Source organism: Arsenophonus endosymbiont of Bemisia tabaci Q2 (genome assembly GCF_902713415.1).
GTDB lineage: Bacteria > Pseudomonadota > Gammaproteobacteria > Enterobacterales > Enterobacteriaceae > Arsenophonus.
Genome location: NZ_CACTIE010000009.1, coordinates 45,531 through 67,861, shown reverse-complemented (window position 1 = coordinate 67,861; position 22,331 = coordinate 45,531). Strand labels below are relative to the sequence as shown.

14 protein-coding genes and 7 pseudogenes are annotated in these 22,331 nt (G+C 39.5%); 5 read left to right on the top strand and 16 right to left on the bottom strand.

The features are described 5' to 3' along the window. Positions 1–83: 83 nt before the first annotated feature. From ARSQ2_RS12145 to yacG, 4 genes and pseudogenes are all read left to right on the top strand, one after another. Positions 84–395: pseudogene (locus ARSQ2_RS12145) on the top strand (IS630 transposase-related protein); the annotation flags it as partial. Between the two features lie 68 nt (positions 396–463). Continuing rightward, positions 464–904, top strand: a complete 441-nt coding sequence (locus ARSQ2_RS01065) for a transposase (RefSeq protein ID WP_238334235.1) — start codon at positions 464–466, stop codon at positions 902–904. Beyond that, the gene (gene zapD, locus ARSQ2_RS01060; protein ID WP_181994061.1) at positions 844–1,275 is read left to right on the top strand and encodes a cell division protein ZapD; all 432 of its coding nucleotides are present in this window, start codon (positions 844–846) and stop codon (positions 1,273–1,275) included. The genes ARSQ2_RS01065 and zapD overlap by 61 nt, the downstream gene beginning before the upstream one ends. An 8-nt stretch (positions 1,276–1,283) precedes the next feature. After that, positions 1,284–1,400: pseudogene (yacG, locus tag ARSQ2_RS01055) on the top strand (DNA gyrase inhibitor YacG); the annotation flags it as partial. A 342-nt stretch (positions 1,401–1,742) separates the two neighbouring features. On the opposite strand, the pseudogene mutT reads toward yacG, so the two are convergent. The 3 genes and pseudogenes from mutT to secM form a co-directional block, all read right to left on the bottom strand. Next, a pseudogene (mutT, locus tag ARSQ2_RS01050) lies at positions 1,743–2,121 on the bottom strand (8-oxo-dGTP diphosphatase MutT). Positions 2,122–2,198: 77 nt separating this feature from the next. After that, positions 2,199–4,907, bottom strand: a complete 2,709-nt coding sequence (secA, locus tag ARSQ2_RS01045; protein WP_181994060.1) for a preprotein translocase subunit SecA — start codon at positions 4,905–4,907, stop codon at positions 2,199–2,201. Positions 4,908–5,027: 120 nt separating this feature from the next. After that, positions 5,028–5,591, bottom strand: a complete 564-nt coding sequence (secM, locus tag ARSQ2_RS01040) for a secA translation cis-regulator SecM (RefSeq protein WP_181994059.1) — start codon at positions 5,589–5,591, stop codon at positions 5,028–5,030. Between the two features lie 33 nt (positions 5,592–5,624). Here secM and ARSQ2_RS01035 point away from each other — a divergent pair, with 33 nt between their 5' ends. After that, positions 5,625–6,143 carry a DUF721 domain-containing protein gene (locus ARSQ2_RS01035; protein WP_181994058.1) on the top strand — a complete coding sequence of 173 codons (519 nt, stop codon included), beginning with the start codon at positions 5,625–5,627 and terminating at the stop codon, positions 6,141–6,143. A 93-nt stretch (positions 6,144–6,236) separates the two neighbouring features. Here ARSQ2_RS01035 and lpxC read toward each other — a convergent pair whose 3' ends face one another. The 13 genes and pseudogenes from lpxC to ftsI form a co-directional block, all read right to left on the bottom strand. Further along, positions 6,237–7,154: a UDP-3-O-acyl-N-acetylglucosamine deacetylase gene (gene lpxC, locus ARSQ2_RS01030; RefSeq protein WP_181994069.1), complete on the bottom strand. Its 918-nt coding sequence runs from the start codon at positions 7,152–7,154 to the stop codon at positions 6,237–6,239. A 96-nt stretch (positions 7,155–7,250) separates the two neighbouring features. Further along, a pseudogene (gene ftsZ, locus ARSQ2_RS01025) lies at positions 7,251–8,421 on the bottom strand (cell division protein FtsZ). A 54-nt stretch (positions 8,422–8,475) separates the two neighbouring features. Then, positions 8,476–9,733 (bottom strand): annotated as a pseudogene (gene ftsA, locus ARSQ2_RS01020) (cell division protein FtsA). A gap of 49 nt (positions 9,734–9,782) precedes the next feature. After that, positions 9,783–10,580: pseudogene (gene ftsQ / locus ARSQ2_RS01015) on the bottom strand (cell division protein FtsQ). Position 10,581: 1 nt separating this feature from the next. Continuing rightward, complete coding sequence (locus ARSQ2_RS01010; RefSeq protein WP_181994057.1) at positions 10,582–11,502, bottom strand: D-alanine--D-alanine ligase; 921 nt, start codon at positions 11,500–11,502, stop codon at positions 10,582–10,584. Beyond that, positions 11,495–12,928, bottom strand: a complete 1,434-nt coding sequence (gene murC, locus ARSQ2_RS01005; RefSeq protein ID WP_420837716.1) for a UDP-N-acetylmuramate--L-alanine ligase — start codon at positions 12,926–12,928, stop codon at positions 11,495–11,497. Before murC ends, ARSQ2_RS01010 begins: the two co-directional genes overlap by 8 nt. A gap of 103 nt (positions 12,929–13,031) precedes the next feature. Continuing rightward, complete coding sequence (gene murG, locus ARSQ2_RS01000; protein ID WP_181994056.1) at positions 13,032–14,099, bottom strand: undecaprenyldiphospho-muramoylpentapeptide beta-N-acetylglucosaminyltransferase; 1,068 nt, start codon at positions 14,097–14,099, stop codon at positions 13,032–13,034. Further along, positions 14,096–15,295: a cell division protein FtsW gene (gene ftsW / locus ARSQ2_RS00995; RefSeq protein ID WP_181994055.1), complete on the bottom strand. Its 1,200-nt coding sequence runs from the start codon at positions 15,293–15,295 to the stop codon at positions 14,096–14,098. The genes murG and ftsW overlap by 4 nt, the downstream gene beginning before the upstream one ends. 2 nt (positions 15,296–15,297) lie before the next feature. Next, positions 15,298–16,605, bottom strand: coding sequence for a UDP-N-acetylmuramoyl-L-alanine--D-glutamate ligase (murD, locus tag ARSQ2_RS00990; protein WP_181994054.1), 1,308 nt, complete (start codon positions 16,603–16,605; stop codon positions 15,298–15,300). A gap of 2 nt (positions 16,606–16,607) precedes the next feature. After that, on the bottom strand, positions 16,608–17,690 hold the full coding sequence (gene mraY / locus ARSQ2_RS00985; RefSeq protein ID WP_181994053.1) for a phospho-N-acetylmuramoyl-pentapeptide-transferase: 1,083 nt from the start codon (positions 17,688–17,690) through the stop codon (positions 16,608–16,610). Next, the gene (murF, locus tag ARSQ2_RS00980; RefSeq protein WP_181994052.1) at positions 17,684–19,066 is read right to left on the bottom strand and encodes a UDP-N-acetylmuramoyl-tripeptide--D-alanyl-D-alanine ligase; all 1,383 of its coding nucleotides are present in this window, start codon (positions 19,064–19,066) and stop codon (positions 17,684–17,686) included. The genes mraY and murF overlap by 7 nt, the downstream gene beginning before the upstream one ends. Continuing rightward, positions 19,063–20,553, bottom strand: coding sequence for a UDP-N-acetylmuramoyl-L-alanyl-D-glutamate--2,6-diaminopimelate ligase (murE, locus tag ARSQ2_RS00975; RefSeq protein ID WP_181994051.1), 1,491 nt, complete (start codon positions 20,551–20,553; stop codon positions 19,063–19,065). Before murE ends, murF begins: the two co-directional genes overlap by 4 nt. Further along, positions 20,540–22,309: pseudogene (ftsI, locus tag ARSQ2_RS00970) on the bottom strand (peptidoglycan glycosyltransferase FtsI). Before ftsI ends, murE begins: the two are co-directional and overlap by 14 nt. Positions 22,310–22,331 lie beyond the last annotated feature (22 nt).

Below are 22,331 nucleotides of genomic sequence, written 5' to 3'. Positions count from 1 at the left end.
CTGCTATAGAGTAATTACTTGTAATCATTTTAAAGTCGCCCAGCTATATAGCTAAGCGACTTAATTTTGATGACATTATTTATATGAGCTATTCAATTGATTTTAGACGTAAAGTGATATTTACGATGGAAGAAGAAGGGTTGAGTATCCGAGAAACAGCGAAGCAATTTCGGATTGGCTCTGCATCTGTATCGCGTTGGATTAATCAAATAGAGCCAAAAGCATCGACTACGCGTCAGCGAAAAATCGATAAATCCGAGTTGATAAAAGATGTTGAACAATATCCAGATGCTTACCAAAAAGAGCGTGCAGAGCGTTTTGGCGTTTGTCAGAAGGCTATTTGGCAAGCTCTTAAAAAAATGGGATTGACCTATAAAAAAACTCTACGTCATCCGAAAGCCGACGAAAACACTCGACAAACGTTTCAACAAAAAAACAACAGTATGAAAAAGAAGGCAAGCATATTGTTTTTATTGATGAAAGTGGTTTTTCACACGATACCCCGCGGACTCACGGCTATTCCCCGAAAGGTCAACGGTGTGTTGGTTTCAAGAACTGGGGAGCTAAAGGAAGAACAAATGTTATCGGCGCTTTATTGGGCACAACGCTGTTTGCTATCGGATTATTTGATATCAATATTAACAGCGATGTTTTCTATGCATGGGTCATCCAAGTCCTTATCCGAGTACTTCCTAAAAACAGTGTAATCATAATGAATAATGCAACTTTTCACAAGAAACAGAGTATTCAACAAGTCATCATCGATGCGGGCCATATGGTGGAATATTTGCCTACCTATTCGCCAGATCTTAATCCAATTGAACATAAATGGGCACAAGCTAAATGCAAAAAAAGAGCGCTCGGATGCGACACAGATATTTTGTTCGCACTCAATATGGTGTAATCAAAATTAAGTCTCTTAGCTATAGTTTTGATTTACCAGCCTTACATTTATGGTTAAATACTCATAAAAAAGAGATAGAAACTAGAATTAACTTTTGGATTGACGGCATCCTTCCGTTACGTTCTGCTTTAAATATGCTATTAAATTTGATCTGCAAGTTCAATACATTCACCAGTCAAAAAAGCTACAATCGCTTCTATCAAGGTAGTGTAGAAAATGCGGATCTGATCCGAATAAGGTTACTGATAAATCTATCGCTATATCCTCAGATTTCTGGACATAAAACACGTTTTGCTATCCGATTCTTACATGAAGACAGTGAAAATGGTATTGTACCTGATGACTTCCCATTTAAATTAGCCTGTTGTTAGGAGTCATTATGCCAGATATGCTCACGGTAAAATGTCCGACTTGCCATAAAATTGTTATTTGGCAAGAGAGTAGCCCTTATCGCCCTTTTTGTAACAAACGATGTCGATTAATCGATCTTGGTGAATGAGCTGGTGAGGAAAAAAAGATCTCAAGTCAACGAAATATTTCCGAAATAGATGATTGAAGTGAAATATCCGATGATCATGACATTAAAAAATAAGCTTAAAGTCAAAAATGTTATAAATTTTACCTGTATCATCATATAACCCTTAGGTAAGATAATTTCAAAACTTAGTTATATTAACTTATCTGTGGGATAGGCAACTCAAATCACGTTGTTGATTAGCATATAGCTAAGCGTCTTAATTTTGATTACAAAATATATGTTTTTCTCCAATATAAATTTACTGATATAGAGTAATTACTTGTAATCATTTTAAAGTCGCCGCGCTATATCAACAATTACTCAGTTGGCAGGTGGAAATTCTTCGGCTACCAGTGATTTTTGCAAAAGCCAACGTGAAGATTCGCCTTCTTTTCCCCATAAGGCTGGCAATCCCACTGCTCTACCAGAAAAAATGTAATGTTATTCTACGATCAGGAAATTCATGTTCAACAACCTGCAACAATTGACTGTTAATAACATCTATCCCAATTTCTTTTTTAAGTTTACGCAACAATGCTTCTACTGGTGTTTCACCTATTTCTAATTTACCACCAGGAAATTCCCAAAAACCGCACATATGTGAATTAGCTGCCCGTTGAGTAATAAAAATTTCTTGTTTCGTATTTCTAATAATACCAACAGCAATATGTAATTGTTTTTTCGATAAAAATAATTTAATTACTTTTGAAGCTTACAGTAAAAGAGCGGATATATTTTCCGCTCTGTTTTTAATTTTTTTAGCAACTGAGCTTTAACCTATAAGCTACCATGACAATGCTTATATTTTTTACCTGAGCCACATGAACAAGGTTCATTACGACCAATTTTATGGCCTTGGGCCGCCATTTGCGCTTCTGTTTTTGACATCAATGCTTCATTTTCAATTTCATGGCTCAGGTGCTGCTTTTTCATAAGACGTTCTGCCTCTTCACGTCTTTGCTGATCAAGTATAGCTACTTCCTCTGGTAATCGAACTTCTACTTTGCTTAATGTGCTAATTACTTCATATTTCAGAGTTTCTAGCATATTGGCAAACATACCAAATGACTCGCGCTTATATTCCTGTTTTGGATCTCTTTGTGCGTAGCCTCGTAAATGAATACCCTGCCGCAAATAATCCATTGCAGCCAAATGCTCTTTCCATAATGTATCAAGAGTTTGTAACATGATGCCCTTCTCAAAATTACGCATCATCTCACTACCTACAATTGTCTCTTTTTCCTTATAAGCTGCAACCGTTTTTTCTAGAATACGTTCACACAAAGTTTCTTCATGTAATTCGGGTTCTTTATCCAACCATTCTTTAACAGGTAATTCTAAACTAAAATCGTTGCTTAATCGCTTTTGTAAACCATCAATATCCCACATTTCTTCAAAAGATTGGGGAGGGATATAAGCATCAATAGTTACGGTTATAACATCTTCACGAATACTGTCAATGGTTTCACTAACATCACCACCATCTAATAAATCATTGCGCTGTGAATAGATAGCTCGACGCTGGTCGTTAGCAACATCATCATATTCCAAAAGTTGTTTTCGAATATCAAAGTTACGGCTTTCAACCTTACGTTGTGCATTAGCAATTGCTTTCGTTACCCAAGGATGTTCAATCGCTTCACCAGATTTCATACCCAATTTACGCATGATTCCTGCAACTCGATCAGAGGCAAAGATACGCATCAAAGAATCTTCCATTGAAAGATAAAAACGGGATGAACCGGGATCACCTTGGCGTCCAGAACGCCCACGTAATTGGTTATCAATACGACGGGATTCATGGCGTTCTGTACCAATGATATGTAAACCACCAGCAGCAATTACCGCTTCATGCCGCTCTTGCCATGCTGTCTTTATTTTATCAATTTGCTCCTGACTAGCGTCCTCTAGTTTATTGATTTCTGCTTGCCAGCTGCCTCCTAATACAATATCTGTACCTCGCCCCGCCATATTAGTTGCAATAGTCAGTGAACCTGCCTGCCCGGCTTCAGCAATAATATCTGCTTCCATTGCATGGAACTTAGCATTTAAAACATTGTGCGCAATTTTAGCTTTAGTTAGTTCTTGAGAAATTAGCTCTGATTTTTCGATTGAAATAGTACCTACTAATACCGGTTGGCCTCGGCGAGTACATTCACGAATATCATCAATAATGGCAGCAAATTTGTCCGCTTCAGTCATATAAACTAAATCAGGTAAATCATTACGGATCATCGGACGATTAGTTGGAATAACAATTGTGTCCAATTTATAGATAGATCTAAATTCGAAAGCTTCTGTATCAGCAGTACCGGTCATACCGGCGAGTTTTTCGTATAGCCGAAAATAATTTTGGAAGGTAATTGATGCCAATGTTTGATTCTCATTTTGTATTTCAACACCTTCTTTTGCCTCAACGGCTTGATGCAATCCATCTGACCAACGGCGTCCTTCCATTGTCCGTCCAGTATGTTCATCAACAATAATAATCTGACCGTCTTTAACAATATAATCTACGTCCCGACTGAAAAGTGCATGAGCACGTAGGGCAGCCATGACATGGTGCATAAGCATAATATTTGCTGGAGAATATAATGACTCACCCTCATCTATTAAATTCGCTTTCGCTAATAACTGCTCAATTAATTCTAATCCACGTTCTGTCAATGTAACTTGACGTGATTTTTCATCAACAAAAAAATGTCCCTCTCCTTGAAAAGTGTCTGAATCTTCTTTTTCTTGCTGCTCAAGATTAAGGATGAGTTTATCCACTTTTTTATATAGATCTGAACTATCTTCTGCCGGTCCTGAAATAATCAATGGGGTACGAGCTTCATCAATTAAAATAGAATCAACCTCATCGACTAATGCATAATGGAGTTTACGCTGCACACGCTCTTCCGGACTAAAAGCCATGTTGTCACGCAGATAATCAAAACCATATTCATTATTAGTCCCATAGGTAATATCTGCGGCATAAGCTTCACGCTTCAATATAGCAGGCATACCGGGTAAATTAATACCGACTGTCATACCAAGAAATTCAAACAATAGCCGATTATTTTCTGCATCACGCTTAGCTAAATAGTCGTTTACAGTAACAATATGGACACCCTTACCTGTTAAAGCATTTAAATATGCAGGTAATGTAGATGTTAATGTCTTTCCTTCACCAGTACGCATCTCTGCAATACAGCGCTCATTGAGTACCATCCCCCCTAGCAACTGAACATCAAAATGCCGCATATTAAATACCCGTTTACTGGCTTCGCGAACGATGGCAAACGCCTCTGGGATTAAATCATCTAATGTTGCACCTGATTTAAGGCGCTGGCGAAATTCATCAGTCTTTGCTTTAAGTTCTTGGTCGGAAAATTTTTCAAATTCAGGCTCTAACTGATTAATAATATCAACAAATTTACCTAAACGACGTAAAGTACGATCATTACGACTACCAAAAATTTTTGTTAGTAACTTAGTTAACATAAATATTTTTTCTCAAAAAAGGCAGTGTTCTTGTTAGAATTCACCTATATTATCTATTTTCAACCCATATAATTAATATATTCAGTTGAACAATGGTTGCTATAAGAATCAACGAAAAGTCTATGAAATTTGTGTTAAGGCCCAGCTTGAATACCCTGACCCCAGGCAACCCATAGCGCAGTTTGGTAGGTGCGGCATAGAGTAGAGCAAGAGCAAAAACACCACAAAAAAAAGGATAAAAATGTGATAAAAAGATTGTGTTAATAAATAGCTGAAATTTTGCTTATTTGTATGAAAAAGACTCAAATTAATCATAGAGTAAAGAGTGTCAAGCATATTATAAAGCGAAATTGGTTTGTTGTGCGCACTTAAGTTGGCATCCAGCTGCTTTTGTGTCTCTTGGGCTGAAAAAAAAGTCAGCTGACGGATCATATTACGTAAAGCATGCTGATGCCAATAATTTGCGCCACAATTATAAAAAATACGATATTTACTGGCAGCTATTAGATTATCTAATGCTAAATTTTGCTGATAATGGGGTAATAACTGGCTAGTATGTGACATATTTTCACTCACTTTTGCCAAAGTTGTAGGTATACCAATACTAGCCGTTACAATACCTAGTAGCAGGTGCGGCCAAAAATATCGTTTACCAAAATGTCGACAAAGATCTAATATATCCATTAAATATCACATAATATAAGAGTTGGAGTAAAAATGCGCGATAGTTATCCCCAATCTTTAAATATTTTGTTAAAAGAGAGCAACCTTGAGTCCAATACCTTACAAACGATTCAACAGCGCGCGCAGGCATTAATTAAACTCAATAATACTGTTATCAGCCTACTTCCTATCGAGTTAAAGGCTTGGTGTCGAGTCGCTAATTATCGTCAACATATTCTTATTCTAGAAGTTACAAATGCTAGCCGAAAAGTACGACTAAAGTATGAACTTCCCATGCTACTCTCAACATTACGTAACACTATTTTACCATCTTTATCTTCAATCAACATAATGATTAATCCATCATTATCATCTAAAAATTCAAAAAATTTCTTATCATTTCAGCAAATAGCTATAAAATCATCAAAACAGATAATAAGTCAGCTAAGCAAAGAAAGTGCAAAGACAATTCGTAACCTAGCAAAAAGAAGTCCAAAAAAACTAAAGGAAAAATTAGAGCGGCTAGCTGCATTGGCCGGAAAGAATACCAAAGCAACTAGCAATAAAGATTAGTGTTGAGTAAAAAGGATCAACGAAAGTAACGTAAGAAAGAGAATAATCCACTGATGTATCATAGTTAGAATATCTTGCTTAAAATAATATATCTCAGATTATTATTGTCGAAGGTGTTTTAAATGCGACTGGCATTTCAGATTCATCTTCGAACGTCACCATATCCCAGGCAGATTCCGCCGCTAAAACAGCCTGCAATAATTTGTTATTCAATGCATGGCCTGATTTATACGCGGTAAAAGCACCAATGATATTATGACCACACATAAATAAATCACCAATAGCATCTAGAGTTTTATGACGCACAAATTCATCTTCAAAACGCAAGCCATCTTCATTTAATACGCGATAATCATCAACAACAATCGCACAATCAAAGCTACCGCCCAAACATAACCCTTTAGATTGTAAATACTCAATATCACGCATGAAGCCAAACGTACGCGCACGGCTAATATCTCTAACAAAAGATTTTGCCGAAAAATCTAGTTTATAACGTTGAGTACTACTATTAATCGCAGGATGATTGAAATCGATAGTGAAATCTAAGCTAAATCTGTTATAAGGTGCTAGCTCAGCCCATTTATCACCATCTGTAACTCGGACACTTTCTTTAATACGAAGAAATTTTTTGGCGCTGTTTAACTCTTCAATGCCTGCATCTAACAATAAAAATACAAAAGGCGCAGCACTTCCATCCATTATTGGAATTTCTGGTGCATCTACCTCAATGATAATATTCTCAATTTCTAGCCCTGCCAATGCAGCACTCAGATGTTCTACCGTTGAAATACGTACATCATCTTCATTGACCAAGCAGGTACATAGCATAGTATCACGTACCGATTTTGCTTCAGCCGGGAAATCAACCGGTGGATTTAAATCTGTACGGCGGTAGATGACCCCGGTATTGGCCGGTGCTGGACACAATGCTAAAGTGACTTTCTTGCCAGTATGTAAACCGACGCCGGTCGCTTGAACAATACGTTTTAGTGTCCTTTGTTTGATCATCATTTTCTCTCACATCGTTAACAGTCTTGCTAATCCTAGACTGAGGATTAGCAAGATATTTTAGCACAAAAAGCAGAGAAACCAATCAGTTGTTAACTAATCAGCCTGTTTTCTTAAAAAAGCTGGAATATCAAGATAGTCCGGCTCTTTATTTGATTGCATATTTTGCTCATTCACCACTTTAGGAAAAGATTTTTCCTCTGTTAACGGCGTCATAGACGGGATTGAGCCTTGCATCTGCTGATAACGCTGCTCTAGCGATGATTTTTGGGCTGTTTTGTTAGTAACCAATGTGATTTCTGGCCGCTTATCCATACCAATTCCTGTAGCAACCACGGTCACCCGTAACTCATCATTCATTTCAGGATCCAGTGAAGTACTACCGATAAAAACTGTCGCATTATCAGAGGAAAATGCACGAATGGTATTACCCACTGTTTCAAATTCATCAAGCCGTAAATCAAAACCTGCGGTAATATTAACTAATACACCACGAGGGCCCGATCAATCGATATCTTCAAGCAAGGGGCTGGAAATTGCCATTTCTGCCGCTTCCTCAGCTCGATCTTTACCTCGTGCTACGCCTGATCCCATCATAGCATAACCCATTTCAGACATGAAGGTACGAACATCTGCAAAATCGACATTCATTAAACCTGGACGAGTAATCAGCTCAGCAATGCCTTGAACCGCGCCTTTCAACACATCATTGGTGGCACCGAATGCATCTAGCAAAGAAATACCGCGTCCAAGCACTTTTAATAATTTATCATTCGGAATGGTAATCAAGGAATTAACATGCTTAGACAGTTCTGAGATCCCTGTTTCAGAAAATGCCATGCGTTTTTTACCTTCGAAGTTAAAAGGTTTGGTCACAACCGCTACCGTCAGTATACCAAGCTCTTTAGCAACTTCGGCTACAACAAGGGCTGTGCCGGTACCCGTACCACCACCCATACCAGCAGCAATAAAGAGCATATCTGCCCCATCAAGCGCATTGCGCAAGGCTTCACGATCTTCTTCAGCGGCATTACGACCAACTTTAGGATTTACTCCTGCTCCCAAGCCTTTAGTAATACCATTGCCGATCTGAATAGTTTGTCCTACTGCTGTTTTACGTAATGCCTGAGCATCTGTATTAACAGCAAAGAATTCAACACCTTCGATGCGTTGACGCACCATGTGTTCAACGGCATTGCCACCCCCCACCGCCAACGCCGATGACTTTAATCACCGCATCATTGGTTAAATCCATTGGTTCAAACATAATCTCTCTCCGTTTTGTACCTTATATAGAAGCGAAGATTTGCTTCTTACAAAATTAAAATTCTTTTCTCAGCCAACTAGTGATTTTATGAAACCAACTACTCACTGATGTACGCTTATCCATTTCGGCTTCATTCCCAAGATGAGTCTTTTTGCCGTAATGCAGGAGCCCGACAGCTGTGGAGTAATAAGGCTCCTGTGCATAGTCCGTTAAACCAGTTATATTTAATAGCTTACCGATGCGTACCTGAGTATGGAATACTCTTTGGGCACATTCGACTAGAGCATCAATTTGAGCACCGCCTCCTGTTAAGACAATACCCGCTGCCAGATGATGTTTAACACCTTGCTGACATAATTGTTCTTGCAATTTCAAAATCTCGTCATTTACTAAGTTTAGCAACTCTGTGTAACGTGGCTTGATAACTTCAGCTAATGTTTGACGTTGTAAACTTCTTGGCGGCCGTCCACCTACATTTGGTACCTCAACATTTTCGTCTTTACTAACAATAGTACCTAATGCGCATCCATGGCGAACTTTTATTGTTTCCGCATCATTAGGGGGAGTACCAAATGCATAAGCAATATCACTTGTCACGATATTACCAGCATAGGGTATAACTTTGGTATGGCGCAGTGCACCACCAGTATAAACGGCTATGTCCATAGTTCTTCCGCCAATATCGACGACACATACCCCCAATTCACGTTCATCTTCCGTTAAAACGGAATAACTTGACGCTAAACCGGCAAAAATTAATTGATCTACTTTTAAACCACAACGTTCAACTGCTTTGACAATATTTTTGACCATATCATTATGGCAAGTAATTAGATGTACCTTAGCTTGCATACGTACACCTGAAGTCCTACTGGATTTTTAATTCCTTCTTGATAATCAATCGCATATTCTTGTGGTATAACGTGTAAAATTCTATGCTCATCACGGACCCGGACAGATTTAGCAGTATGAACTACGCTATCTACGTCATCTTGAGTAACTTCATCCTCAGAAATAGGCACCATACCTATTTCATTTTGGCAACTAACGTTCTTGCCAGAAAGCACCAGATAAACCGATGATATTTCGCGCAATCCGCCATTAATTCTGCTTGATCAATAGCTCTCTGCATACATTTAACGACTGATTCCAAATCATTCACACCGCCTTTATCCATCCCTCGACATGGACAATTGCCGACACCAATAATATTTACCATCCCATCAGGCAGAATTTCACCAACCAGCGCAGAAACCTTGGAAGTTCCAATTTCAAGACCAACTACTAATTTTCTGTCCGTCGTTTTAATCATCGTTAATTTGCCTGTATCTGATCAATTAGTAGTCTCAAACTATTTCAATTCAGTGTGTAACAGGTTCGGCTAAAAGTGGTAACCAACCTACCGCAGAACCGCTATCATATCGCAAATCTATATATCCAATACGTTTATCTGTCACTTGTTTTAATAGTGGATAAAGCTCAACAAAACGGTTTAATCTTTCTTTAATATCTTGTTTACCGATATTTAATCGAATATCATTCGCTAAAATTAATTACCACGCGCGTCGTGCAGTCATTGATACTGACTTAATGCTAAAATTATGTGGCGCTAGTTTCTGTTCCATAACACGATACATCTCTAATACTTCTTTCTGGCTGCCTTGTGGACCATATAGCATTAGGAAATTACCTTTAACATTTAGTAACGCTGGTAAGCTAAAAAAAGAGCCTTCTGCATTAATAAAAAAGGTATCATTCCATTTGGCATAAGGCTTATATTCCACTAAATGAATTTTTAGTTCATCCGGCCATTGTTTACGTAGTGTAACTTGCCTTATCCATGGCATGGTTTTTATTTGATTCTGGATTGCATTTATATCAATAGTCATAAATGTACCCAGCATACCTAGTGCCAATATTGCTTTTCTAACATTATCATCACGGGTGTAAAGGCGTTCTCCAGTGATCACCAGCTTGGGAATAGGCAATCGATTAACGTCTTTCATCCAATTTAATACCATCCACCCACTCCATATAATAGTACTTAATACTATCAAGAAGAAGATCATGCCTGCCAAATAAGAACCATTACTTCGGCCGCCATCGTTTTGACGCTCTTTAGGCTTTTTATTATCAACGTTCAATGATGCCTGCAGCATATTACTTAGCCAATTCCAAAATCTTTTTAACTAACTGTGAAAAACTCATTCCTGCTTGTTTGGCAGCCATGGGTACTAAACTATGACCGGTCATTCCCGGTGAGGTATTAATTTCTAATAAATAAAAAATACCATTGTTATCCCTCATGACATCAACGCGTCCCCAACCACTACAACCAACCGCCTTATAAGCCGCTAACGCTAATTCATTCAATTGTTGTTCTTCTTCAGTTTTCAACCCACTAGGACAAAAATATTGTGTTTCATTAGAGAGATATTTGGCATCATAATCATAAAAAACGCCTAACGGTTGAATACGAATCGAAGGCAGTACCTGCTCCCGTACAATTGCCACGGTATATTCAGGCCCATTTAGCCATTTCTCAATCAGCACATCTTTGTCATAACGAAAAGCAAACTCGAGCGCTATTCTTAATTCAGGCAAAGTGGTTACTTTACTCATACCAACGCTTGAACCTTCAAGACTTGGCTTCACAATAAGCGGTGAGCCCAAATGATAAACAGACTCAAAAAGCATTTCATCTGACATCATTGCTAACTGTTGTTTCTCCAGTGCTATATAGGGTGCAATCGGTAAACCTATTCCCGTCCATAACTGTTTAGTACGTAGCTTGTCCATCGAAAGTGATGAAGCTAAAACACCACTACCGGTATAGGGTAAACCTAAAAATTCTAAAACCCCTTGCACCGTGCCATCTTCACCACCGCGTCCATGTAAAGCAATAAAAACTCTATTATAACCAGCTTCTTTTAATTTGATGACAGAAAAATTTTTAATATCAACTGGATAGGCATCTATTCCAGCATCACGCAAGGCATTTACTACCGCCTCACCAGATTGCAGTGACACCTCTCTTTCGGCTGAATTTCCACCTAAAAGCACAGCAACTTTATCAGCCATGATCATTTCCCTCATTTGTTAGCATTGGCCGTAAATCTGTGTCAGCTAAATTACGTGCTATCTTGCCGATATTACCAGCTCCCTGTATAAGTATCAGGTCGTTATCTTCGATAATTTGTGCTAATGTTTCAATAATTTCCTCGTGTTCAGCGACAAAAATAGGATCCAATTTGCCTCGATTGCGAATTGTCCGACATAATGAGCGACTATCTGCACCAGGAATAGGCTCCTCTCCTGCCGGATAGACATCTAGCATTATCAATACACCAACCTGCTCTAAAATATTGGCAAAATCATCATATAAATCACGCGTGCGAGTATATCTGTGAGGTTGAAAAACCATCACGATACGTTTATCTGGCCATCCTTCTTTTGCTGCTTTAATAGTAGCATTAACTTCTGTTGGATGGTGACCATAATCATCCACCAGCATAACGCTACCTTTTTTGCCATTAACTTCAGCTAAAGGGAAATTACCTAAGAAATCAAAACGTCGACCCGTGCCTTGAAATTTTTCTAGGGCAGTCAAGATAGCACTATCATCAATTCCTTCTTCCGTCGCTACCGCAATAGCCGCAGTTGCATTTAATGCATTATGCCGACCTGGTGCATTCAAGATAAACGCTAAATCAGTTCGGTTTTCTCGCGCTACAGTAAAGAAACCTTGATTGCCTCGTTGTTCATAGGATTTAATGCGCACATCTGCGTCATCACTAAATCCATAAGTGGTAATATAACGAACTATTTGCAGTAGCAGCGAACGCACCACAGGATTATCGATACATAATATTGCTCGACCATAAAATGGCAGATTATGTAAGAAACTAATGAAAGTCTGTTTTAATTTCTCAAAATCACCATCATAAGTCTCCATGTGATCTGCTTCTATATTTGTTATAACAGCAACTAGTGGTTGTAAATGTAAGAAAGAAGCGTCACTCTCATCGGCTTCTGCAATTAAATAGCGGCTAGTCCCTAGACGTGCATGAACTCCTGCTGCTTTCACTAATCCGCCATTGATAAAAGTTGGATCTAACCCTGCTTGCGCATAGATGCTGGCAAGCATTGCGGTAGTCGTTGTTTTTCCATGGGTTCCTGCGATAGCAATTCCATGACGAAAACGCATTAATTCAGCCAACATTTCAGCGCGTCGAATGACCGGAATACGAGCTTCGCGTGCTGCAATAATTTCTGGATTATCGGCAGCGATTGCCGTAGATACGACAACAACGCAAGCATTTGCAACATTCTCTGGTCGGTGATTAAAATAAATTTTTGCGCCAAGCTCTATTAATTGCTCAGTAACCGTATTAGGTAACAAATCAGAACCACTAATTTCATAACCTTCGTTAGCCAATACTTCAGCAATACCGCCCATGCCAGCACCGCCAATGCCAACAAAATGGATATGCCTAACCCGATGCATTTCAGGCACTGTTGCTCTTAATTTGGCTAATTGTTGTGTATTCACTTTATTCTCTTCACTATTTCTATCGCTGATTTCAACATTCTGCAATGTAAAATCGGTTTCATTTAGCAACTTCAATTAAGATTGCCGCCACACGTTTAGTTGCGTCAGTAATCGATGTCGCTCGTGCTTTTTTTGCCATATCCAATAACTGCGGACGCGACCATTGATTTAATAGATTCACCAACGCATCCGTTGAAAATTGGGGCTGCTCAACAATTTTTGCTGCTCCAGCCTTCTCTAACGGTAACGCATTCCAGTACTGTTGCCGATCCTTATGCTGACAAGGAACAAAAATTGCTGGTAAGCCGGCAGCAGCAACTTCACTTACCGTTAAAGCACCTGCTCGACAGATGATGATATCAGCCCAAGCATAAGCCTCAGCCATATCATCAATAAATTTAGTTACTTTATAATTATCTGATTTAACGCATAATTTTTTATATAAAGTTTCCGTCATTTGCTGAGCACCTTTGCCCGCTTGATGCCAAATAGTCACTTTTCCATCTAGTTGAGCGGCTACTTCCGGTAATGTTTGGTTTAAAATTCTTGCCCCTTGACTACCCCCTATCACTAAAATTCGAATAGCGCCATCACGATCAATTAAACGTTCTTCAGGTTCAGGTAAGGCTAATACCGTCTCACGAACTGGGTTTCCAAGTACCGTAGCATTAGGGAATGCACTTGGAAATGCTTGTAAAACACGCTTAGCAATTTTAGCTAACCACCGATTGGTTAAACCTGCTACCCCATTTTGCTCATGGAGTACAATTGGAATATTAGATAACCAGGCAGCAATACCGCCCGGGCCAGAAACATATCCTCCCATGCCTAATACGACATCAGGTTGATAACGCTGCATAATCACTTTTGCCTGCTTTATTGCTTTAATAATTTTAAACGGAGCTACCAGAAATGCTTTGATACCTTTACCACGTAAACCAGAAATGTTTATAAATTCAATCTCAATGCCATGCTTAGGAACTAAATCTGCCTCCATCCGGTCAGCAGTTCCTAACCAACGAATATCCCAACCTTGTAGCTTTAAATAATTAGCCACTGCCAGTCCGGGAAAAACATGTCCTCCAGTACCTCCTGCCATCACCAGGAGGCGTTTTGGTTGGCTCATTTCGTTCTCCTTACAAATGCTTGTGCTCTCTTAAGGCGTGTTTCAAAATCGATACGTAACAAGATAGCAATGGCAATAAACATAATTAATAAGCTAGAGCCACCATAGCTAATTAACGGTAGTGTCAACCCTTTAGTTGGTGACATTCCGGCTGCAGCGCCAACATTAACCAACGCTTGGAAAGTGAACCAGATACCGATTGAACAGGCTAAATAACCGGAAAAATGTTGCTTTGTATCTAATGCCCGTTTGCCAATCATCATGCTGCGAAAAGCAACGAAAAATAACATTAAAAGCACTAACACAACACCGATATAACCAAGTTCTTCCGCTAAAACTGAGAAAATAAAATCAGTATGTGCTTCAGGAAAATATTCTAATTTTTGTATAGAATTACCTAAACCTTGGCCCCATAATTCACCACGCCAAAACGCCATCAAAGATTGTGTTAATTGATAGCCACTGCCAAAAGGATCCGCCCATGGATTGAGAAAAGAGGTTATTCGACGGAAACGATAAGGCTCAAAATAGATCAAGCCAATAACACCTACTGCACAAATAACAATACCGATAATAAACGGTGCTAATCTAGCACCTGCTAGGAATAGCAGTGCTAAAATTGTCATAACCAGGACAATTACTGTACTTAAATCAGGTTGTAATAGCAGTAAAATAGGCATTAATATTAAAATGCAAATCGGTTTGATAAAGCCTAAAAAGCCCAAAAACCGCGTTCGCACCTCATCGGTTTTTCTGACTAAATAATTGGATACATAGCAAAAAAAGGCTAATTTTGCGATCTCAGCCGGCTGTATACGGACAATACCGGTATTAATCCAACGAGAAGCTGCATTAACTGAGCTTCCGCCAACCAATACCACTAATAACAATATTAGGGAGGTTATCAATAATAAAAAATTATATTTTTCCCACCAGACCATTGGAATATTTAAGACTAATAAAACTAAACCAAATGATAAAATAAGATAGATAACATCGCGTTTAGCAAAGAAAAAAGGATCTTGCGTTAAACGCTGCCCAACTGCCATCGATGCTGATGTCAACATAATAAAACCAATTATAGCCAGACCTAATGTAAGCCAAACCAAAGTACGATCATAAAGGATCGTATCCAGAACATTGTTATCCGGCTCACCGTTAGCCCAATTTTTTAGTCGTTTGAAGTTAAATATCATTCTTAACCTAACTCCTTTGCTAATTGGCTAAATCTATCACCCCGTTGTTCAAAGTTACGAAATTGGTCGAAGCTAGCACAAGCAGGTGAAAGAAGTACTATATCACCGGCTTTCAATTCTGGTGCGATGGCGCGCAGACATTGCTCCATTGTATCTAGTAACAAACTATTCGGTTTTAATTGTGCCAATTGATAACCATCACTGCCAAAACAGCACAATTTAATGTTTTTTGCTGAGATATAGGGTTTTAAAAGTGAAAAATCTGCTGACTTTCCCTCCCCACCCAATAATAAATAAAGCGTTCCAGCTACTTGTAAACCTTTTAAAGCGGCTTCTGTGCTGCCAACATTCGTTGCTTTAGAATCATTAACCCATTGAATACCTTGATTCTGATGAACTAATTGGCAACGATGAGGTAAGCCTGCATATTGAATTAATGCCGTTAAACTTGCTTTGCTTGGAATCTTCACCGCATCCGCTAAAGCCAGGGCAGCCGCGCCATTAAGATAGTTATGCTGCCCAACTAACCGTATTTCAGCGGTATCAATAATCGGTTTCCCTTTTATTTGTAGTTCTTGGCAACGTCTATTTAATTGATAATCCCCACTATTAATGCCAAAACTGATACAACGTGCATCACGGCCCAATAGTGGCCAAGTTTGTGGTTCGTGTTCATTAATAATACAAACTTTAGCGCCAGCATAAATTCGTAACTTAGCCGCGCGGTACTGTTCAACACCTGTCGGATACCGATCCATATGATCTTCTGTCACATTTAATATGGTTGCTACCGGAACCTTTAAACTTGATGTTGTTTCAAGCTGAAAACTAGAAAGCTCTAATACATACAAATCATAATCTTTTGCTAATAATGTCAGCACCGGCGTTCCAATATTGCCACCAACTGCCACTTGCCAATTAGCTGCTTTTGCCATTTCACCAACTAATGCTGTAACCGTACTCTTACCATTAGAACCGGTGATAGCAACTATCGGTTTATCTATTTCACGACAAAAAAGTTCAATATCACCAATAATTTCGATACCTTTATCTGCGGCTTTTTTTAATTCTGGAGTAGCAAGCGAAATACCGGGGCTTGCAACGATCAAATCAGCTGCCATCAACCATTCACTATTCCAACTACCACAGTGGGAGGCGACTTCCGCCGGCAATTTATCCTTACCTGGCGGTGTTATTCTGGTATCAATTACGCGTGGCAAAACCTGGCGAGAGAGAAAAAAGTCGATACAAGATAGACCTGTCTGGCCTAACCCAATGATGACAACTTTTTTGCCCTGATAATTAGCCATTATTAACGTACCTTTAATGTTAGCAATCCAATTAATACCAGCATTAATGAGATGATCCAAAAACGCACAATGACTCGAGGTTCAGGCCATCCTTTTAATTCGTAATGATGGTGGATCGGCGCCATCCGAAAAATGCCTTGACCACGCAGTTTAAATGATCCAACTTGTAAAATTACCGATAAGGTTTCAACAACAAACACACCACCCATAATCAGTAATAAAAATTCTTGCCGTAATAAAACAGCAATCGTTCCCAATGCACCGCCTAATGCCAATGAGCCAACATCGCCCATAAAAACTTGCGCAGGATAGGTGTTAAACCATAAAAATCCAAAACCGGCACCAACAATTGCCGTACAAACTACGACTAATTCACCTGCGTGGCTGATATAAGGAATTTTTAAATAGTTGGCAAAATTGAAATTACCCGTTGCCCAAGCCACTAATGCAAAACCTGCCGAAATAAAAACGGTTGGCATAATCGCTAAACCGTCTAATCCATCAGTTAAATTAACTGCATTACTTGTGCCAACAATGACAAAATAAGTCAGTAAAATATAAAACAGACCAAGTTGTGGCATGACATCTTTAAAAAATGGCACAACCAATTGAGTGACTGCCGTATCTTTACCTGTGCTATATAGAACAAGTGCTACTCCCAAAGCCAATACGGATTGCCAGAAATATTTCCACCGAGCAATCAACCCTCTAGAGTTTTTACGTACCACTTTACGATAATCATCAATAAAGCCAATAACACCATATCCCAATAAAACGGCTAATACGCACCAAACATATGGATTATTTAACCGCGCCCATAGCATGACTGAAATCACAATAGAAGATAAAATCAACACACCGCCCATGGTAGGTATGCCGCGTTTGCAAAAATGCGATTCGGGACCTTCATCACGCACAATCTGACCTATTTGTAATTTTTGCAAATAGGAAATCAAATGGGGCCCCATCCATAGCGCAATCAGCAAAGCCGTTAACAAACTGGTAATAGCCCGAAATGTCAAATAGGAGAAAAGATTAAAGCCAGAAAAATATTTAACTAAATATTCGGCTAACCAGACTAACATAAAAAGTACTCCTGTAAGGCGTGTACAACTTCTTCCATTGCTGTACTGCGCGAACCTTTAACTAAAACTGATACCGTTTGGTGTTCTTTTATTAATGGGATCAGTTTTGCAATTAACTCTTTTTTAGAAGAAAAATGCTCACCGCAACCACTCTGTTGACTAATAACGATACTTTGTTGACCAATACTTAACACTCGGTCAAGCTTCATTTGTTGAGTCGCCAAGCCGACTGCTTGATGCCATTTTTCGGTTTGATCGCCTAATTCACCCATATCACCGACCACCAAAATACGGTATCCAGGCATTTGAGATAAAACATCAGCAGCAGCAATCATAGAGCCGGTATTGGCATTGTAGGTGTCATCTAAAATAAGTTTACCGGGCGCTAAATGAATTGGGTATAAACGAGCTGATACCGGCTGAACAGCTACCAATCCAAGCCTTATTTGCTCAAGCGTCGCACCAGCAGACATACCTAAAGCACTAGCCGCTAATGCATTAGCAACATTATGTTTACCGGCTAAGGGTAATAATGTTGAGACAATACCGATTGGTGTATGCAACTCAAATTCGCTACCTATTGATTTCGTGGTAATATTTTCCGAATAAAAATCAGCCTGTTGCTGTTTCTCTATAGAAAAACGCCAAATGGTTTGTTTTTGTTTAAAATAAGATTGCCAATTTTTCCAATCATGGCTAGCCAAATTAATAACTGCCGTTCCTGTTTCCGCTAATCCGTGAAAAATCTCTCCCTTTGCCTCAGCAACACCCGCTAATGAACCAAAACCTTCAAGATGAGCAGCAAATAAATTATTAACCAATACACTATCCGGTCTAACCATATTAGTGGTATAAGCAATTTCACCGATATTATTGGCTCCCATTTCAATGACTGCATACTGGTGTTCTGCCGTCAATCGAAATAACGTTAACGGCACACCAATATCATTATTGAAATTACCTGCAGTAAAAAGTGTTATACCACATTGTGATAGAATGGCGGACACCATCTCTTTAACCAAAGTTTTGCCAGAAGAGCCCGTTAGCCCTATAACCTTAGCTTTGCTTTGTGATCGAACCCAAGCGGCTAACTTCCCCATAGCTAAACGCGTATCTTTAACAATAACTTGTGGACAGTGAATAGTTAAGGGCCGCTCAACCAATAATGCCGTAGCACCAGCTGCAATAGCCTCTTTAGCAAAATGGTGACCATCAAAAAGTTCACCCTTTAAAGCAATAAATAAACCATTAATGGGTTGCTGGCGGCTATTGGTTGTTACCGTATCCAGCCATAAACTCGCTGCTTGCTGATCATTTATTTGCTGTAAAGCACCTTGTGTTACAGTAGCCAATTGCTTCAATGAAATAGGGATCATGCCATCACCCCCAATAGCCGGGCTACCGTCAAGCGATCGGAATAATCGAGCCGACGATCACCAATAATTTGATAATCTTCATGACCCTTACCGGCAATTAATATGACATCATCAGTATCGGCCTGCATAATCGCACTAGTGACCGCTTCCACTCGCCCGACAATCGGCATTGCCCGACCAGGATCAAGAAAACCGCTTAAAATATCATCTATTATGGCTTTTGGCTCTTCACTACGTGGATTATCATCGCTTACTACCACAATATCAGCATACTGTTCAGCCACACTGCCCATTAATGCACGTTTACCCTTGTCTCTATCACCACCACAACCAAATACACACCAAAGTTTGCCAAGACAATGGAGACGAAGCGCAATTAATGCTTTTTCTAGTGCATCCGGAGTATGAGCATAATCGACAACAACCATTGACCGTCCTGGTGAGGTGAAGACTTCCATTCGTCCACAGACCGGTTGTATGGCATGTGATGATTTTATCACCGTATCAAATGGGTAACCGATCATTAAAAGTGTCGCCATGGCTAACATGACATTATTAACATTAAAAGCCCCCATTAGTGGGCTTTCTAGCGAACTTTTCCCCCAAGTCGAATTAAAATGAATAGTCGCCCCACGATCATGATAATCAACTTGCTGCACTAGCACCCAAGCACCCTGCCAATCGGTGGGTATGCGATCCTCCATCGAAACTGCACATGCTTCTGGTAATCTTGCAAGCCACTGCAAACCGGTATCATCATCTACATTGATAATCTGTTTATCAGATTTATGGCTTGAAAATAATAACCATTTTGCCGCTGCATAATTTTGCATATCACCATGATAATCAAGGTGATCACAACTTAAATTAGTAAACACAGCAGCGGTAAAAGGAATAGCAGCAACCCGACCTTGCACTAAGCCATGGGAGGAAACTTCCATCGCAACTAAGGTTGCCTGCTTGTCAACCAACAACTGCAATTCAGTCTGAACATCAACCGCCGAGCCGGTGGTATTTTTACTAGGTACAATTTGTCCTAATATTCCGTTACCAACCGTGCCCATTATGGCACTGACTTCGCCAAGCCCTTTAGCCCACTGAGCAATTAGCTGAGTAGTGGTTGTTTTACCATTTGTTCCTGTTACACCAATTAATCGCAATTTTGCAGCTGGATGTTGATAAAATTCTCCTGCTAACAGTGATAATTGATTATTCAGATCATTAATATAAATGACAGGGACGCCATGCATAATATATCGAATCGTTCCAGCTTCTGTCTCGCATTGTGCTTCAGCAATAATTGCGGCGACACCTTGCGCTATCGCTTGAGAAATATATTGTCGTCCATCTGTTTGATGGCCCTTAATTGCTAAAAATAGGTCTCCTGCCGCTACCTTACGGCTATCAAGCGTCATTTCTCGTAACACCTTATCTGGTGCGTTAACACCCACTGGTGCAAGTAAATCGCGTAGATTACGATCTGCCACCTGTATCCTCTTTTATCTTGTTAATTACTAATTCATTATCATCTGAAGTCAATGCATCAGGCTCTATATTAATTAAACGTAAAACGCCGCCCATAATGGCTCCAAATACGGGCGCAGAAATAACACCACCGTAATATTTCCCCGCAGTAAGCTAATTGATAATTACAACCAGGGCATAACGAGGGTTACTTGCCGGTACTACGCCAGCCGTATAAGCAATATATTGATTAATATAATGCCCATCATTACCAACTTTTTTTGCTGTACCTGTCTTAATTGCTATTCGATAACCCTTCACTGCGGCTCGAACACCACCGCCAACAGGCAATGCAACACTTTCCATCATGCGAACCACCGTCCGCATGATCGCCTCAGGGAAAATACGAGCTCCAGATACCGGCGGATCAACTTTTGTAATTGATAGCGGGCGGTAAATACCAAAATTACCAATTGTTGCATAAACTCTCGCTAACTGTAATGGTGTTACCATTAGCCCATAACCAAAAGAAAAGGTGGCTCTTTCAAATTCAGACCACCGCATTTTTTTATTAGGAAAGATGCCACTACTTTCTCCAATTAATCCTAAATTTGTTGGTTTACCCAAACCGAAACGAGCATAAACGTCTACCAGTTCATCGGCAGGCATCGCTAACGCTAACTTTGAAACACCAACATTACTTGATTTTTGTAAAATACCTGTAATCGATAACTCACTATACCTTGCTACATCTTTAATTTCATAACCATTAATTATATAGGGTTGAGCATTTAACACACTATTGGCTTTGACAATTCCATTATTCAATTCACTAACGATTACCATCGGTTTAACTGTTGATCCAGGTTCAAATACATCGGTGATCGCGCGGTTACGCATCACTTGAGTTGGAGTACCAGCAAGATTATTCGGGTTATAGGAGGGGCTGTTAGTCATCGCCAATACTTCACCTTTATGAACATCGACTAGAATAGCAGTACCCGACTCGGCTTTATTCTCCATTACACTGCGTGTTAATTCACGATAAACCAATGACTGTATGCGTTCGTCAATACTTAATACCAAGTCGTGAGCAACCTGACTATCAATGGAAGAAACATCTTCGATAACTCGCCCATAACGATCTTTACGCACTATCCTTTCGCCTCGAGCCCCAGTTAATAGATAGTTAAAGCTTTTTTCAATTCCTTCAATTCCCTGTCCATCAATATCTGTTACCCCAATTAAATGCCCGGCTACTGGACCAGATGGATAATAGCGACGAGACTCTTTACGCAAATAAATACCGGCTATTTTTAATTTGCTAATATATTCACCAAGAAATGGATTCACTTGGCGCGCTAAATAGGCAAACCTACTGTTAGGGTTAAGACTAATTTTATGGTTCACTTGCTCGAGCGGGAGCCTTAGCTCATCCGCTAATGCTTTCCAACGTTCATCATTGGTTAATCCACCATTTTTGTAAATTATTTTCGGATCAGCCCAAATAGCATAAACCGGAACACTTACTGCTAGCTGACGCCACTCACGATCACTTATCATACCCCGTGCAGCGGTCACTTTCTGAACGCGAAGCGAACGGATATCACCTTCTTTAACAAGCTCTTCCGGGTTAATAACTTGTAGATAAGTAACACGAATAATGAGACCAATTAATGCCAATCCTATGCCCGCACACAATAGCAAGAAACGCCAGCTAACATAGCTAACTTTTTCTTCATACCGTCTTCTATACTTCACTGAGCGCGCAGGCTTCATGTTGTTTACCTATTGACTAAAA